The organism is Halobacterium wangiae, assembly GCF_021249345.1.
GTDB lineage: Archaea > Halobacteriota > Halobacteria > Halobacteriales > Halobacteriaceae > Halobacterium > Halobacterium wangiae.
In genome coordinates this window covers 721,469-735,576 of the sequence record NZ_CP089588.1, presented here as the reverse complement: position 1 = coordinate 735,576, position 14,108 = coordinate 721,469, and the positions used below count along the sequence as shown (strand labels likewise).

Sequence of the window (14,108 nt, the reverse complement as noted above, 5' to 3'; positions counted from 1 at the left end):
AAGAGAAATTCTCTCCTGAACTGCAGAACGCACGCTCGAACTCTCTATCCTGTCTCCGGGCGAGTGGCGGGTGCGAGCAGGCGGTGTCCGGCGCGTGGTGTCGGTCACGACAGCTATTTCCCACCCGGATACGTACTCGTGACTAGAACTACATCGATGGAGGACACCGCGAAGTACCTGATCCACGCGGACCTCGTCGCCGACGGCGTCGTCGAGCGCAGCGACGTCGTCGGGGCGGCGTTCGGGCAGACCGAGGGGTTGCTCGGCGACGGCCTCGACATCCGCGACCTGCAGGACTCCGCGAAACTCGGTCGCATCGACGTCTCCGTCGACAGCGAGGGCGGACAGTCGTTCGGCCACATCACCATCGCCTCCAGCCTCGACCGCGTCGAGACGGCGACGCTCGCGGCCGCACTCGAGGCTATCGAGCGGATCGGCCCGTGCCGCGCGCGGGTCGAGGTCCAGCGCATCGAGGACGTCCGCGCCGCCAAGCGCCGCGAGGTCGTCGACCGCGCGAAGGAACTGCTGTCGACGGCGTTCGACGAGGGCGCCATCGACTCCGACGACATCCTCGAGGAGGTCCGGGAGAGCGTCCGCATCGAGGACATCACCGAGTACGAGGGCTACCCTGCCGGCCCGCACGTGGAGACCAGCGACGCGGTCGTGGTCGTGGAGGGGCGCGCGGACGTCGTGAACCTCCTCCAGTACGGCATCAAGAACGCGGTCGCCGTCGAGGGGACGAACGTCCCCGACGAAATCGCGGCCCTCACCCACGAGCGCACCGTCACCGCGTTCCTCGACGGCGACCGCGGCGGCGACCTCATCCGCCAGGAACTTCAGCAGGTCGGCGACGTCGACTTCGTCGCACGGGCGCCCCGCGGCGAGTCCGTCGAGGACCTCTCCAGAGCCGCCGTCGACGCCGCGCTCCGCGGGAAGAAGCCCGCCTCGGTCGCCGGCGACGACGGGGACGGCGAGGGGCCACTCGACCCGGCGGATCCCGTGACTGACGGGGCGGCAGACGCCGAGCAGCCGGCGAGCGAGACGGAGCAGGCTCCCGGCGACGACGAAGCGACGGCGGCCACCGACGGCAGCGCGACGCCGGCCCCCGCGACGGGCGGCACTGCGAGTCCCGACCCGGCGGCGAAGACGCTCGCCGACCACGTCGCGGAGGTCGTCGGTGCGGGCACCGCCCGCATGCTCGACGAGGAACTCCGCGTGCTCCAGGAGACCGAGGCGGCCGACGCCTTCGACGCGCTCGAGGACGCGAAGACGGTCCCGCGGTTCCTCGTCGTCGACGCGACCGTCACTCAGCGACTCCTCGACCTCGCCGCCCAGCGCGGCGTCGGCACGCTGGTCGGACCCGACAGTGGCGAGTTCGTCAAACAGCCCGCGAGCGTGCGGGTCCACACCGCCGACCAGTACTAGACGACCCTTCTACGCGAGTCCGACGCCGATCGCGAGCAGGCCACCGACGACGCCGCCGACCAGCGTCGCAAGGAAGTTCACCGACTGGTTCCCGACCGTCCCACCCTCGAGCGTCGCGCCCGCGACGCTGTCGGCGGTCATCCCGGCGACGCCCGCACCGACGACGACCGCGGCGCCCGTCGCGCCGAAGTCGAAGACGAGCACCGTGAGACCGGCGATGACCGCGGCGCCCGCGAGTCCGGCGACCTCGCCCTGCCAGGTGACCGCGCCGTCGGTGCCGGGGTCGACGCGCTCGAACGTCGTCACCAGCCGGGGGTCGTCGAAGAGGCCGCCGACCTCCGAGGAGAGCGTGTCCGCGAGCGCGGTGGCCACGCTGCCAGCGTAGGCGAACTGGTAGACCAGGTCCGACAGCGGCACGTGGGCGTGGGCGGCGTACAGCAGGAGCGCGATGAGCGCCGCCGCGGAGTTCCCGAGGACGTTCCCGGTGCCCCGGGCGCCGTCGTTCGGTTCGGCGACGCCGCGTTCGAGTTTCTGGTCGTACCGGAACTTCGTCGTGAGGCTGCCGACCGCGAAGAACGCGATGAGGACGACGAACCAGCCGTAGCCCCCGAGTACGACCGCGAGCAACCCGAGGAACACGCCGGTGAGCATCCCCGCGACTGACGTCGCGCCGAGCGCGCGGGAGACGTAGCCGAAGAGGGCCGTCACGCCGAGCGCGACGAGCACGCGCTCCCAGGCCGCCGTCGCCGGGACGCCCTCGAGGGGCGCGAGCACCGCGAACAGCCACAGCAACAGGGCGACCGTCAACAGCACGACCGGGTCGTCCCGCGAGACGAACACCGTCCGCAGGATGCCCGCGAGCAGCGCGCCGCTCGTCGCCAGGAACACCCAGTGTGGGTAGTCCACGGCCGCGTCGGTCGCGGCGGCGACGACGGCCTGCCCGACGAGCGCCGCGAGCGCGCCCAGGACGACGAACGCGGCCATCGAGAGCGCGCGGTTCTCCCGCACTTCCAGCACCAGCCGGCGGCCCAGGTCGCCGTAGCCGACGACGAGCACGCTCGCGACGAACACGCCGACTGGCACGTCGAACAGCGGCACCAGCAGGCCGACGCTGGCCGCCGCGCCCGCGAAGCCGACGAGCGTCTGCAGGCGCTCCTCGCGGCGGTCGCGCGCGGTCGAGAACACCTCGAACAGCCAGCCGTCGGTGACCGACGCGCCGAGGACGGCGACGACGACGAACGGCACCGCCGCTGCCCAGCCGAGCAGCGGTGCCGCGAGAGCCAGCGTCGCCACGAGCGCGAACGCGAGGGCGCGCCGGAGACTCCAGTTCACGTCTCCCGGCGGTTGAGTGGGACCACACTTAACTTCCCCGAACGGACCCGCAACGTTTTGGGCGCCCCGTTCGTGGTGTCGCCGTGGGACTGTACGACTGGTACCTCGCCGCTCGCGTGCGCCGCCACGACGCCGACGCCCCCGACCACGTCGCGCTCGTCATCACCGAACGCGACCTCCTCGAAGCGGGCGCCTACGACACGCTCGCGGACTTCTTCGACTGGGCGTTCGACTACGGCGCCGACCGCGTCACGGTGTACGTCAGCGTCCTCGACGAGGCCGCGGTGCCGACGCTCGAACGCGAACTCGCGCGCGTCTCGACGCCCCGGGAGATCGCCGTCCGCGGCCCCGACGACGACGAGCGCGCCGATGCCCCCATCCAGGTGAGCGTCGGCCACGGCGGCAAACACGAGTTCGCCACCGCCGTCCGGAACGTCGCGGAGGCCGTCGACGACGGCGAGATGGACCCCGCGGACGTCGACGAGGACGCCATCGAGGCGGAACTCGTCTTCCCCGCGGAACCCGACCTCGTCATCAAGACCGGCGCCGAGCGCCTCTCGGATTTCATGATCTGGCAGTCCGTCTACTCCGAACTCTACTTCACGGACGTCAACTGGCGGGACTTCCGCAAGCGGGACTACCTCCGCGCGGTGCTGGACTACGAGAACAGGCAGCGCAGGTTCGGACGATGAGGGCGAACAGGCCGATCTTCGGAGGTTAGTCCGCCGACCGCCGCTCCGGTTCCTCGACGTCCGGACTCTCGGGGAGCGTTTCCTTCAGGCGGTCGAGGACGCGGCGGGCCTCCTTCACCTCGGTGCCCAGCGAGCGGACGAGCGCGAGTGCACGGCGGGCGCGGGTGCGGCGCCAGGACGCCTCGCGGGACTCGTAGGTGCGGACGGCCCGCAAGAAGTCGACTTTCGAGAACTCCGGCCAGTACGGCGTGCAGAAGAAGACGGCGGCCTCGCTGCCGTTGGCGTGCCACGGCAGGAAGTTCGACGTGCGCTCGTCGCCGCCCGTGCGGATGATGAGGTCGACGTCGCGGACGGGGCTCGCGTGGAGGCGGGACTCGATCTCGGCGACGTCGACGTCGCCCGGTTCGATGTCCTCGGCGTCGACCGCGTCGGCGATGCCGCGGGCGGCGCCCAGGAGCTCCGCGCGACCACCGTAGGCGAGCGCGATGTTCAGCGTGAACGACCCGTAGCCGGCGGTGCGGCGGTCGGCGTACGTGGCGGCCTCTCGGACGCGCTCGGGGAGGCGTTCGGTCTCGCCGATGGTCCGGATGCGGACGCCCTGCTCGTGGACGCGGTCGGCGTCCGCGAACTCCCGGAGCTTCTCCGTGAGGAGGTCGAACAGCTGTTCGTTCTGCTCGGCGGGACGGTCGAAGTTCTCCGTCGAGAAGGCGTACAGCGTCAGCTCCTCGACGCCGAGGTCCGCACACCAGTCCAGCATCTGCTCGGTCGTCTGGGCGCCCGAGCGGTGGCCGTCGGTGGCGTCTCGCCCGCGCTCGCGAGCGTACCGCCGGTTGCCGTCCATGATGACCGCGACGTGCTCGGGGGCGCCGTCGATCTCCCGGCGGAGCACGCGCTCGTAGGCGCCGTGCACCGCTGCTCGAAGCCGGTCTCGCATTGCTCGTACCGACAACGCTCTCACGTATCAGCCTTCCCCCTCGACAGACGGGTTAGGCGCCCGCTTACGAGTGAATCGCCACACGTATGCCCGGCAGGTGCGTCCAATCGTACATGAGCGAGACGGTCGACGAGAACCTCTACCGGGAGACGGTCGAACTGCTGCGACCGGGTGACATCGAACTCGCCGGAGCGGTCGTGCACACGCGCTACGGCTCCGACGAGGAGAGCCTGCTCCACCAGCTCACGCTGGACGCGGGCGACGCGGTCGCTGCGCACGCCGAGACGGGCGACACGTACGTCTACTCGGGCAACGACAGCGACGAGTTCGGCGTGAACCAGCACCAGGGGCTCACCCTCGCGGACGACGAGTTCGTCTGGGAGTGCCAGCAACTGCTCCGAGACGGCCGCTTCGACCTCGTCCTCTACTGGGAAGCCACGGGCGACCACGACGCCGTCCTCTCGGACATCGCGGACGTGGAGGGTGTCGAGGAGGTCGTCGGTATCACCGAGGACGGCTTCGACGCCTGAGACGGCCCCGGCGAATCCAGTTTCCTCTTCTCTGTTCGATCGCGTCTCTCCCGGTCGTCGGGCGCGACCCGGGCCGTTTATCTGGCGTGGCGACCCAACCACCGCCATGGACATCGCGGACCTCGACGACCGGGACCGCGCCGTACTCAACGCCTTCCAGGGTGGATTCCCGGTCGTCCAGCGGCCGTTCGAGCCAGCGGCACACGCGCTGCGCTCGCGCGGCATCGAGATCGAGCCTGCAGCCCTCCTCGACCGCGTGCGACGACTCGACGAGGAGGGCGTGCTGACGCGGTTCGGCGCACTCATCAACGCCGAGGAGATCGGCGGCAGCGCGTCGCTGGTCGCGATGCACGCGCCGGAAGACCGCTACGAGGAGATTGCCGAACAGGTCAACGCCCGCCGCGAGGTCGCGCACAACTACGAGCGCGAACACCCGCACCTGAACATGTGGTTCGTCGTGTCGGTCGCCGACGACGAGCGCGTCGCGGACGTGCTCGAGGAGATCGAGGCGGAGACGGGCCAGCAGACGTACAACCTCCCGAAGCTCCGGGAGTTCCGCGTGGAGGCGAAGTTCCTCGTCGACGGCCCCGTCTCGGACGGTGACGTCGACCTCTCGCACCTCGGCCCGGCCCCGGAGCCGACCGACCGCGGGACGATCACGCCCGCCGAGCGCGACCTCGTACTCGCGGTGCAGGACGGCCTCCCCGTCGTCGAGACGCCGTACGCGGCGGTCGCCGAGGAGATCGGCCAGGAGACCGACTGGGTCGTCGAGACGCTGCGCCGGTTCAACGAGGAGGGGAAGGTACGCCGCGTCGGCGTCATCCCGAACCACTACTCGCTGGGCTACACGGAGAACGGGATGACCGTCTGGGACGTCCCGGACGACCTGGTGAGCGAGGTCGGGCCGGCGGTCGCGAGCCTCGACTTCGTCACGCACTGCTACGAGCGCCCGCGTCACGACGGCGTCTGGCCGTACAACTTCTTCGCGATGACACACGGCCGCACCGAGGAGGAGAGCCAGGAACGCATCGAGCAGGTCAGGGACGTGATGGCGGAGTACTGGGACGTCGGCGACGACGACTGGGACACGCTGTTCTCGACGCGCATCCTGAAGAAGACGGGCATCAGGCTCGCCGAGCGGGCAGACGCCAACACCGCATGAGGGCGCCGCTTCCGACATGATCCCCCTGCTCCACGACTTCGCCGAGGAGACGGTGCTGGTCGTCGGCGGCGGCCCGGTCGGTGCGCGGAAGGCCCGGCGGTTCGCCCGCGAGGCCGACGTCGTCGTGTTGAGCCCCGCGTTCGCGGACGCCGAGTTCGGCGACGCCCGCCTCGTGCGGACGGAGCCATCGCCCGCCGACGCTGGCGACTGGGTCGCGCGGACAGACCCCGCACTCGTCGTCGCGGCGACCGACGACGCAGCCGTCAACGACGCGTTCGCGACGGCGGCCCGGGAGGCGGGCGCGCTGGTGAACCGCGCCGACGAGTCCGGCGGCCGGGACGCCGACAGCGTCGTCGTGCCCGCGACGGTCCGGGACGACCCGGTGACCGTCGCCGTCGCCACCGGCGGCGCGAGTCCGGCCCTCTCGAAGTACCTCCGGGAGCGACTGGAGACGGAGTTCGAGGGCGCGGGGGAGATGGCGGCGCTGACCGCCGACCTCCGCGCCGACCTGAAGGCGGCGGGCGTCGCCCCGAACCGGCGGCGCGAGGCCGTACGCGCTGTCGTGCGGTCGGACGCGGTTTGGAAGGCTTTACGTACCGGAAGTTCCAACCCTCGGGAAACTGCCGAGGGCGTCGTTTCGAGCGCCGTCGGCGAAGTGACGTGGTCTACGTGAACGGGAACACAGGTGTCGTCTCCGGCGTGCGGGTCTCACACGAGACGGCCTCCCTCGACGAACTGGAGGCCGCGAGCGCAGCGTCCGACGCGGCCGCACTCGACGCGCTGCTCGACCAGCCCGCCGTCGAGGAGGCACTCGTCCTCCAGACGTGCCACCGCGTGGAGGCGTACGTGGTCACAGACGACCCCGCGACTGGCCGCCGCGCCCTGGGCGCCGCGGGCTTCGACCCGGCGGGCGCTGGCGCCATCTCGATGGGCCACGAGGAGAGCCTCCGCCACCTTCTCCGCGTCGCCGCCGGCCTGGAGTCGCTGGTCGTCGGCGAGGACCAGATCCTCGGCCAGCTCCGGGACGCGTTCGACGCCGCCCAGGACGCCGGCGGCATCGACCACGTGCTCCGTCAGGCCGTCACGAAGGCGATCCACGTCGGCGAGCGCGCGCGGACGGAGACCGCCATCAACGAGGGCGCGACCTCCCTCGGGACGGCGGCGGTCCGGCTCGCCGAACGGAAGACCGACCTCGACGGCGCCCGCGCGCTGGTCGTCGGCGCCGGCGAGATGGGGACGCTCGCGGCGAAGGCGTTCGCGAGCGCGGGCGTCGAGGCGCTCGTCGTGGCCAACCGCACGCCGGAGCGCGCGGCCCGCGTCGCCGACGTCGTGGACACACCGACGGAGACGACGACGCTCGCCGCCGCTACGGACCAGACGGCCGACGCGGACGTGGTCGTCGCGGCGACCAGCAGTCCGGGCTACGTCCTCGACGGCGAGGCGTTCGCGGGCGCAGGCGAGACGGTCGTCGTCGACCTCGCCCAGCCCCGGGACGTCGCACCCGAGGCCGACGACGAGGCGGCGGTGTCGGTCCACGACCTCGAAGCGCTCGAAGCGGTGACCGAGGCGACCCGCGAACGCCGCGAGGACGCCGCCCGCGAGGTCGAAGCGATGATCGACGCGGAGTTCGAGCGCCTGCTCGCCCAGTACAAGCGCAAGCGCGCCGACGAGGTCATCGCGCAGATGTACGAGAGCGCCGACCGCCTGAAGAACCGGGAGCTGTCGACCGCCATCTCCCAACTGGAGGCGGCCGAGGGTGAGCTCTCGGCGGCGGAACGCGAGGTGCTGGAGTCGATGGCGGACGCGCTCGTCAACCAGCTGCTCGCGGCGCCGACGAAGAGCCTCCGGGACGCCGCGGCCGAGGACGACTGGTCGACCATCGCCACCGCCCTCCAGCTGTTCAACCCCGAGTTCGAGGACGGGATGCCGTTCGACACCACGGCGAGCGACGCGACGCCGGCGGAGTCCGAGGACTGACCGAACGCGAGCCGACGCGGGCCGTGGCGTAGCGTTATGTGGCTGGCGAGTGACCTTTCTCCCATGGCCGACGTACTCTCCGACGACGAGATCGAACGGAAACTCCCGACACACTGGTCGCTCGACGGCGACGAGATCACGCGGACCTACGAGTTCGACGACTACCTGAAGGGCGTGGCGTTCGCCACCGAGGTCGGCGAACTCGCCGAGGAGGAGTTCCACCACCCCGAGATCCGCATCGGCTACGAGGAGGTCGAGGTCCGGTTCACGAGCCACGAGGCCGGCGGGGTCACCGACCAGGACATCGAGATGGCGGAGCTCTGCGACGACCACCGGTAGATGGACGCGGCGTACGTCTTCGCGGTCCGGTTCCGCCTCGAACCGACGGGCGGCGTGCGCGTCGACCCCCAGGTGTTCGAGACGCGACTCCGCCGGCCCGCCGACCCGCCCGGCGACCCCGGCTGGCGCTTCTTCAGAGACAACCTCTGGCGCGGCGACCTCGGGGACCCGGTGCGGTTCCGGTCGGTCGTCGAGGACGCCTTAGACGTGCCCGTCGAGTCCGTGGAGTACCGTTCCCTGGAGACCGACCGCGAGTACTACGAGGCGCTGCAGGCCGAGATCGCCGCGGATCTCGCGCAGTTCAACGCCGACACCACCACCGAGGTGCTGAACAAGTACCTCGGGAGCTCCGTGGAGCTGCGCGAGTAGCCGGTCCCGGGCGTGGAACCGGCCAGCAGACGCTCTCGGCAGGTTCCACGCGAGGCCCGCCGCTCCGCGGCACCTTCATCCCGAGTAGCCCCCTAGAGGTGCCCAGATGCCCACAGTCCAGACAGGCGATATCGAGACCCACTACGAGCAGCGAGGCACCGGCCCGCCCATCGTCTTCGTCCACGGCGCCCTCTCGGACCACACGGCGGCAGCCCAGCAGCTGAGGGCGTTCGGCGACGACTACACCGCCATCGCGTACGACCTCCGGGGCCACGGCAGAACGACGAACCCACACGACACGGCGTACTCGATCGACCAGCTAGCCGAGGACCTCCACGAGTTCGTCGACGCCCTGGGCCTCAACCGGCCCGTTCTCTGTGGCGTCTCGATGGGCGGGATGATCGCCCAGGTGTACGCGAGTCGGTACCCCGACCGGCTCGGCGGTCTCGTGCTCGCCGACACCTTCACGCCGACGTTCGTCAGTCGCCGGGACCGCATCGAGCGGACCGTGCTGACGAACGTCCTGGTCGGCCTCGTTCGCGTCGTCGGCTACGGCCGGGCCAGGGCGCTCGTGCTGTGGTTCGGGCGGAAGCTGGAGGGGGACAACACCTCGAGTCTCCGTGTCGAGGCGTTCCCGGAGATGGACACTGTGGCCGCCGTTAACTCGTTGCAGGCCGTCGCCTCGTTCCACGAGACCGACGTCGACCTCGCCGCCATCACCGTCCCGACGCTGGTACTGTACGGCGAACACGAAGCGTCGGTGGTCAGCCGTCACGCATCGACGCTGGCTGCCGGGATTCCCGACGTGACGGTTCGGGAAGTCCCGGACGCCGGGCACGCCTCTCCCTGGGACAACCCCGCGTTCTTCGAGCGGGCGATCCGGGAGTTCCTCGCCCAGGTCGAACGACCGACGGACTGAGGGAGTGGCCAGCGGAAGGGTGCGCGACAGCGGTGTACTCCGCAAGGTTCGGGTCGCCAATCGGCCAGAACTCGTTTTCCCACCGTCGACGAACCGTACCACGGCATGCGCAGCGACCTCCTCGTCGTCGCCGTCGCGGCCCTCCTCGTGACCACGGGGGTCGGCTTCGCGACTGCCGCGTCCCCGCTCGCCACGGACGGAGCCAGCGCCGGACAGACGGAGCGCCCCGGCCAGCGAGCCGACTGCGACTACGCGACGCTGTACGACCAGACCATCGACTCGGTGGTCGGCGTCGGGACGACGGCCGGCCAGGGGTCGGGCTTCGTCTACCAGACGTTCGAGGGCAACGCCACGAGCTACGTGGTCACGAACGCCCACGTCGTCGGCGACGCCGAGTCCGTCACCGTCCAGTTCACCGACGAGACGTCCAGTAGCGCGGCGGTCGTCGGCAGGGACGAGGTCGCCGACCTCGCGGTGGTCCGCGTGACGGAGACACCGAGCGACGTCGAGGCGCTGGCCGTCGCGGCGTCGAACCCCGACCCCGGCACCAGCGTCACCGCGCTCGGCAGTCCGTTCGGCCTCGACGAGTCCATCACCCACGGCATCGTGAGCGGCGTCAACCGCTCGCTGCCGACCGGCCAGAACGCCGCCATCCCGACGGTCCTCCAGACTGACGCTCCCATCAACCCCGGGAACAGCGGCGGGCCACTCGTCACCTGCGACGGCACCGTCGTCGGCGTCAACACGGCCGGCCTCCAGGCGGCGCGAGCCGACAACATCGGCTTCGCCGTCCCCTCGACGCTCCTCGAGCGGGTCGTGCCGGCCCTCGTCGAGAACGGCAGCTACGAACACGCGTACCTCGGCGTGTCGGTGCGCCCGATTACCCCCCAGCTCGCGTCAGCGAACGACCTCGACGCGACCGAGGGCGTCTACGTCCACCGGGTCGACGAGGGGACGCCAGCCGGCGGCGTCTTGCAGGAGACGACCGAGGTCACCGTCGTCGACGGGACCCCGATCCCGGTCGGTGGTGACGTGATCGTCGGCGTCGACGGTCGGGCGGTGAACACGACGAAGGACCTCTCGACGTACCTCTTCACGGAGACGCGGCCCGGCGAGACGGTCACGCTCACGGTCCTCCGCGACGGCGAGCGCCGGCAGGTCGAGGTGACGCTGGCCGAGCGACCGGACCCGAACACCGCCTGACAGCCTGGTGGTCGGCCTCTCCGGCGCGTCGACGGGAGCGTGTGCCCCGCTCACAGTCTCCCGGAACGCTCATACTTCGGGATTGCGTACACCCGTATCCGATGGGCTCCCCGTCCGACTACGACGTCTGGCTGTTCGACCTCGACGGGACCCTCGTGGACACCGAGTGGTCGTACACCCGGGAGGTGTTCGACCGCGTGGGCGACCGCGTCGGCCGCGAGTTCACGGACCGCGAAGCCGAGATCCTGTGGCACGGCCTCGGTGGGTCCCGCAACGAGCGCCTCCGCTCGTGGGGGTTCGACCCGACGGCGTTCTGGGCGGCGTTCCACGACATCGAGGACCCCCAGCGCCGTGCCGAGGCCACCTACCTCTACGACGACGCCGCCTACGTCGGCGACCTCGACGGCCCGGTCGGCGTCGTCACCCACTGCGCGGAGTTCCTCGCGGGTCCCGTGATGGAGCACCTCGACATCGACGACTGGTTCGACGTCGTCCTCTGCTGTGACGACGACACCGGCTGGAAACCCGACCCGCGCCCGCTCGAACTCGCGCTCGGCGACGTCGGCGTCGAACCCGCGACCCACCGCGGGGTCTACGTCGGAGACGCGGCCAGCGACGTGGGCGCCGCGATGAACGCCGGCCTCGACGCCGTCCACGTGGAACGTCACGCGCCCGAGAACCGCGGGCACTGCGTGCTCGGCGACTACCGCGTCGAGACGTTCCACGAGGTCTTCGACCCGCGGGCGGACTGAAACCGGTCGCTACCCGCGTTCTCCCGGTCCACCGGCTGGATAGCCACGCTGCCGGTAGGACGCCGGTCCCGGGGCCGGATTGCGTCGCCGAAAATCACCGGATAACTCCGGATTAATTCGGCTTAAGCGACGGAAATCGAGTGCGAACGACGCCACCGTTCAATACCCTCGCGGTCCATGTCTTCGATGGCGGCAACAGTACGCCGCCGGTCAGGGCACAGTTCCGGGCGTCCGCCGGTCGCCGCCGGCCATCCCCCCTCCGCCGGTCGGCGACCACGATTTCGCGTTTCCCCCACGCGTTTCCCCCCACCCGAACACGGATGCCCGGGGAATGCGGTGTCAGGGCACACGGTCCGCGCCGGCACTTCCACCGGGTCGGCGCACCGTCGAGACGAGTCAGTGTCTCGACCACCGGCTTTTTCGCCTCGCCGCTCTAAACGTCGCGCATGTCCCGCTTGCGCGAAGCGCTGGGGAACCTGCCAGACTCGGTGTTCGTCGACGTGCTCGAACGGGAGGACGCCTACCTCTTCGTCGTCGACGTGGCCGGCGTCACTGCCGACGACGTCGACGTGCGCGTGGACGGCCGGACGCTGGTCGTCGACGCCCACCGCCAGAAGTCGGTGCCCACCGGGTTCACCTACCGGACCGAGGAGCGCCCGCTGTTCCTCGACCTCGAACTCCCCCTGCCGCCGGACGCCACCGACGACGGGTCGTCGGCGTCCGTCGACCGCGGCGTCCTCGAGGTCCGACTACCGAAGCGAGGGGAGACCGCCCACCGCGTCCCCGTAGAGGGGTAGAGCGGTGGCGGTACTCCGGTCGTACCGCCGGTTCGTCGTCGTCGCGTGGCAGTTCCTCCCGCTGGTGTGGGGCTACCTCCGCGACCGGCGGCGATTCCTGCTGTTCGGGAGCAGTCGACGCGTCACGTCCGAGCGACGCGTCGAGCGCGCGGAGCGGCTGCTCGATTCGCTGCTCACGCTCGGCCCGACGTTCATCAAACTCGGACAGCTGCTCTCGACGCGACCGGACGTCCTCCCCCCGGAGTACGTCGACGTGCTCACGGAGCTCCAGGACCGCGTGCCGCCGGCCGACTGGGAGAACGCCAGGGTTGTACTGGAGGGCGAACTCGGCCCCGTCGACGAGGTGTTCGACGACTTCGACCGCGAGCCAATCAGCGGCGCGAGTCTCGGGCAGGTGTACACCGCCGAGGTCGAGGGCGAACCGGTCGCGGTGAAGGTCCGCCGGCCCGGCATCGAGGAACTCGTCGAGGCCGACCTCCGGGTCGTCCGGTGGACGCTGCCGGTCGTCGCGCGGTTCGTGGGGGAGGGACGCGCGTTCAGCCTCCGGAACCTCGCCGACGAGTTCTCGAAGACCATCCGCGAGGAGATGGACTACGACCGCGAGGCCGAGATGCTCACGGAGATCCGGGCGAACTTCGCGGACGACCCGGCCGTCGCCATCCCGCCGGTGTACGACGACTACTCGAGCAGTCGCGTGCTCACGATGCAGTACATCTCGGGGACGAAGATCTCGAACGTCGAGGAACTCGAACGCAAGGGCATCGACCGTTCGCGGGTCGCCGAGACGCTCGAACGCACCTACCTCCAGATGATCATCGAGGACGGCGTCTTCCACGCCGACCCCCACCCGGGAAACCTCGCCGTACGCGACGACGGCACCGTCGTCTTCTACGACTTCGGGATGAGCGGCCGCGTCGACGAGTTCGTCCAGCAGAAGATCGTGGACTTCTACGTCGCGGTCGCCAACCAGGACATCGACGCCATCCTCGACGCGCTCATCGAGATGGGGACACTCTCCCCGGAGGCCGACCGCGCGACGATGGCGGAGGTGATGGAACTCGCCATCCAGGACGCCCGCGGGGAGTCCATCGAGACCTACCGCGTCCAGCAGATCGTCGGGAAGGTGGAGGACACCATCTACGAGTTCCCGCTGCGCCTGCCGTCGAACCTCGCGCTCGTACTCCGTGTCGCCACCGTCGTCGAGGGGGTCTGTGTCACCCTCGACCCGGAGTTCGACTTCATCTCCGTGGCGACGGAGTACCTCACCGAGCAGGGCTACCGCGAGGAGTCCATCCGGCAGTTCGCCACCCAGACCGCCGAGCAGCTGCGCGACTCCACGCAGTCGGCCGTCCGCATTCCGCCGAAACTGGAGGACGCGCTCAACCGCGTCGAACGCGAGGACCTCCACGTCCGCGCGGACCTCGAGGACAACAACGGCGTCATCGACCGCCTCGCGCGACGCCTCGTCCTGGGGCTCGTCCTCGCGACGAGCGTCCCGACGACGGCGCTGCTGTACGCCTTCGAGGACCTCACCCTGGCGACCGCCCTCGCGGGCGTGTTCACGTTCCTCGTCGCGCTCGCGCTGTACCGCTCGTTCCGGCGGCGCCGGGGCATCCGCGCGACGCCGCAGTTCACCCGGCAGAACCTCCGCAACCGCGACTGACTCCCAGTAGACTC

At 70.5% G+C, this 14,108-nt stretch carries 15 protein-coding genes; 13 read left to right on the top strand and 2 right to left on the bottom strand.

Annotated elements, in window-relative coordinates:
• Window positions 1-156 precede the first annotated feature (156 nt).
• Entirely contained in the window at window positions 157-1,425 is a 1,269-nt protein-coding gene (gene dnaG / locus LT965_RS03960) for a DNA primase DnaG (RefSeq protein ID WP_232702716.1), read from the top strand.
• Between the two features lie 9 nt (window positions 1,426-1,434).
• On the opposite strand, the gene LT965_RS03955 is transcribed toward dnaG, so the two are convergent.
• Window positions 1,435-2,757: a DUF92 domain-containing protein gene (locus LT965_RS03955; protein ID WP_232702715.1), complete on the bottom strand. Its 1,323-nt coding sequence runs from the start codon at window positions 2,755-2,757 to the stop codon at window positions 1,435-1,437.
• An 83-nt stretch (window positions 2,758-2,840) separates the two neighbouring features.
• On the opposite strand from LT965_RS03955, the gene LT965_RS03950 reads away from it, so the two are divergent.
• Entirely contained in the window at window positions 2,841-3,449 is a 609-nt protein-coding gene (locus tag LT965_RS03950) for an undecaprenyl diphosphate synthase family protein (RefSeq protein ID WP_232702714.1), read from the top strand.
• A gap of 25 nt (window positions 3,450-3,474) precedes the next feature.
• Here the strand turns inward: LT965_RS03950 and uppS are convergent, their stop codons facing one another.
• Window positions 3,475-4,383 (bottom strand): polyprenyl diphosphate synthase, encoded by a 909-nt coding sequence (gene uppS / locus LT965_RS03945; RefSeq protein WP_232702713.1) that lies wholly within the window; start codon window positions 4,381-4,383, stop codon window positions 3,475-3,477.
• A gap of 113 nt (window positions 4,384-4,496) precedes the next feature.
• On the opposite strand from uppS, the gene LT965_RS03940 reads away from it, so the two are divergent.
• From LT965_RS03940 to LT965_RS03890, 11 genes are all read left to right on the top strand, one after another.
• Window positions 4,497-4,913 carry a DUF5778 family protein gene (locus tag LT965_RS03940; RefSeq protein ID WP_232702712.1) on the top strand — a complete coding sequence of 139 codons (417 nt, stop codon included), beginning with the start codon at window positions 4,497-4,499 and terminating at the stop codon, window positions 4,911-4,913.
• Between the two features lie 106 nt (window positions 4,914-5,019).
• Complete coding sequence (ahbB, locus tag LT965_RS03935; RefSeq protein ID WP_232702711.1) at window positions 5,020-6,075, top strand: siroheme decarboxylase subunit beta; 1,056 nt, start codon at window positions 5,020-5,022, stop codon at window positions 6,073-6,075.
• 16 nt (window positions 6,076-6,091) lie between these two features.
• The gene (locus LT965_RS03930) at window positions 6,092-6,748 is read left to right on the top strand and encodes a precorrin-2 dehydrogenase/sirohydrochlorin ferrochelatase family protein (protein ID WP_232702710.1); all 657 of its coding nucleotides are present in this window, start codon (window positions 6,092-6,094) and stop codon (window positions 6,746-6,748) included.
• Window positions 6,745-8,052, top strand: coding sequence for a glutamyl-tRNA reductase (hemA, locus tag LT965_RS03925; protein ID WP_232702709.1), 1,308 nt, complete (start codon window positions 6,745-6,747; stop codon window positions 8,050-8,052). Before LT965_RS03930 ends, hemA begins: the two co-directional genes overlap by 4 nt.
• A 63-nt stretch (window positions 8,053-8,115) precedes the next feature.
• Window positions 8,116-8,391: a 4a-hydroxytetrahydrobiopterin dehydratase gene (locus LT965_RS03920; RefSeq protein ID WP_232702708.1), complete on the top strand. Its 276-nt coding sequence runs from the start codon at window positions 8,116-8,118 to the stop codon at window positions 8,389-8,391.
• Window positions 8,392-8,760, top strand: coding sequence for an LWR-salt protein (gene lwrS / locus LT965_RS03915; protein WP_232702707.1), 369 nt, complete (start codon window positions 8,392-8,394; stop codon window positions 8,758-8,760). It begins immediately after the preceding gene.
• A 106-nt stretch (window positions 8,761-8,866) separates the two neighbouring features.
• Window positions 8,867-9,679 carry an alpha/beta fold hydrolase gene (locus tag LT965_RS03910; RefSeq protein WP_232702706.1) on the top strand — a complete coding sequence of 271 codons (813 nt, stop codon included), beginning with the start codon at window positions 8,867-8,869 and terminating at the stop codon, window positions 9,677-9,679.
• Window positions 9,680-9,784: 105 nt separating this feature from the next.
• Window positions 9,785-10,882, top strand: coding sequence for a S1C family serine protease (locus tag LT965_RS03905; protein WP_232702705.1), 1,098 nt, complete (start codon window positions 9,785-9,787; stop codon window positions 10,880-10,882).
• A gap of 101 nt (window positions 10,883-10,983) precedes the next feature.
• Complete coding sequence (locus tag LT965_RS03900) at window positions 10,984-11,634, top strand: HAD family hydrolase (protein WP_232702704.1); 651 nt, start codon at window positions 10,984-10,986, stop codon at window positions 11,632-11,634.
• Window positions 11,635-12,080: 446 nt separating this feature from the next.
• Window positions 12,081-12,431, top strand: a complete 351-nt coding sequence (locus LT965_RS03895) for an Hsp20/alpha crystallin family protein (RefSeq protein ID WP_232702703.1) — start codon at window positions 12,081-12,083, stop codon at window positions 12,429-12,431.
• A gap of 4 nt (window positions 12,432-12,435) precedes the next feature.
• Window positions 12,436-14,094, top strand: a complete 1,659-nt coding sequence (locus LT965_RS03890) for an ABC1 kinase family protein (protein ID WP_232702702.1) — start codon at window positions 12,436-12,438, stop codon at window positions 14,092-14,094.
• Window positions 14,095-14,108: the final 14 nt, after the last annotated feature.

Coding starts and splice junctions, on each gene's coding strand:
- dnaG (WP_232702716.1), top strand. CDS start 157: ATGGAGGACACCGCGAAGTACCTGATCCACGCGGACCTCGTCGCCGAC.
- uppS (WP_232702713.1), bottom strand. CDS start 4,383: ATGCGAGACCGGCTTCGAGCAGCGGTGCACGGCGCCTACGAGCGCGTG.
- LT965_RS03940 (WP_232702712.1), top strand. CDS start 4,497: ATGAGCGAGACGGTCGACGAGAACCTCTACCGGGAGACGGTCGAACTG.
- ahbB (WP_232702711.1), top strand. CDS start 5,020: ATGGACATCGCGGACCTCGACGACCGGGACCGCGCCGTACTCAACGCC.
- LT965_RS03930 (WP_232702710.1), top strand. CDS start 6,092: ATGATCCCCCTGCTCCACGACTTCGCCGAGGAGACGGTGCTGGTCGTC.
- LT965_RS03920 (WP_232702708.1), top strand. CDS start 8,116: ATGGCCGACGTACTCTCCGACGACGAGATCGAACGGAAACTCCCGACA.
- lwrS (WP_232702707.1), top strand. CDS start 8,392: ATGGACGCGGCGTACGTCTTCGCGGTCCGGTTCCGCCTCGAACCGACG.
- LT965_RS03910 (WP_232702706.1), top strand. CDS start 8,867: ATGCCCACAGTCCAGACAGGCGATATCGAGACCCACTACGAGCAGCGA.
- LT965_RS03905 (WP_232702705.1), top strand. CDS start 9,785: ATGCGCAGCGACCTCCTCGTCGTCGCCGTCGCGGCCCTCCTCGTGACC.
- LT965_RS03900 (WP_232702704.1), top strand. CDS start 10,984: ATGGGCTCCCCGTCCGACTACGACGTCTGGCTGTTCGACCTCGACGGG.
- LT965_RS03895 (WP_232702703.1), top strand. CDS start 12,081: ATGTCCCGCTTGCGCGAAGCGCTGGGGAACCTGCCAGACTCGGTGTTC.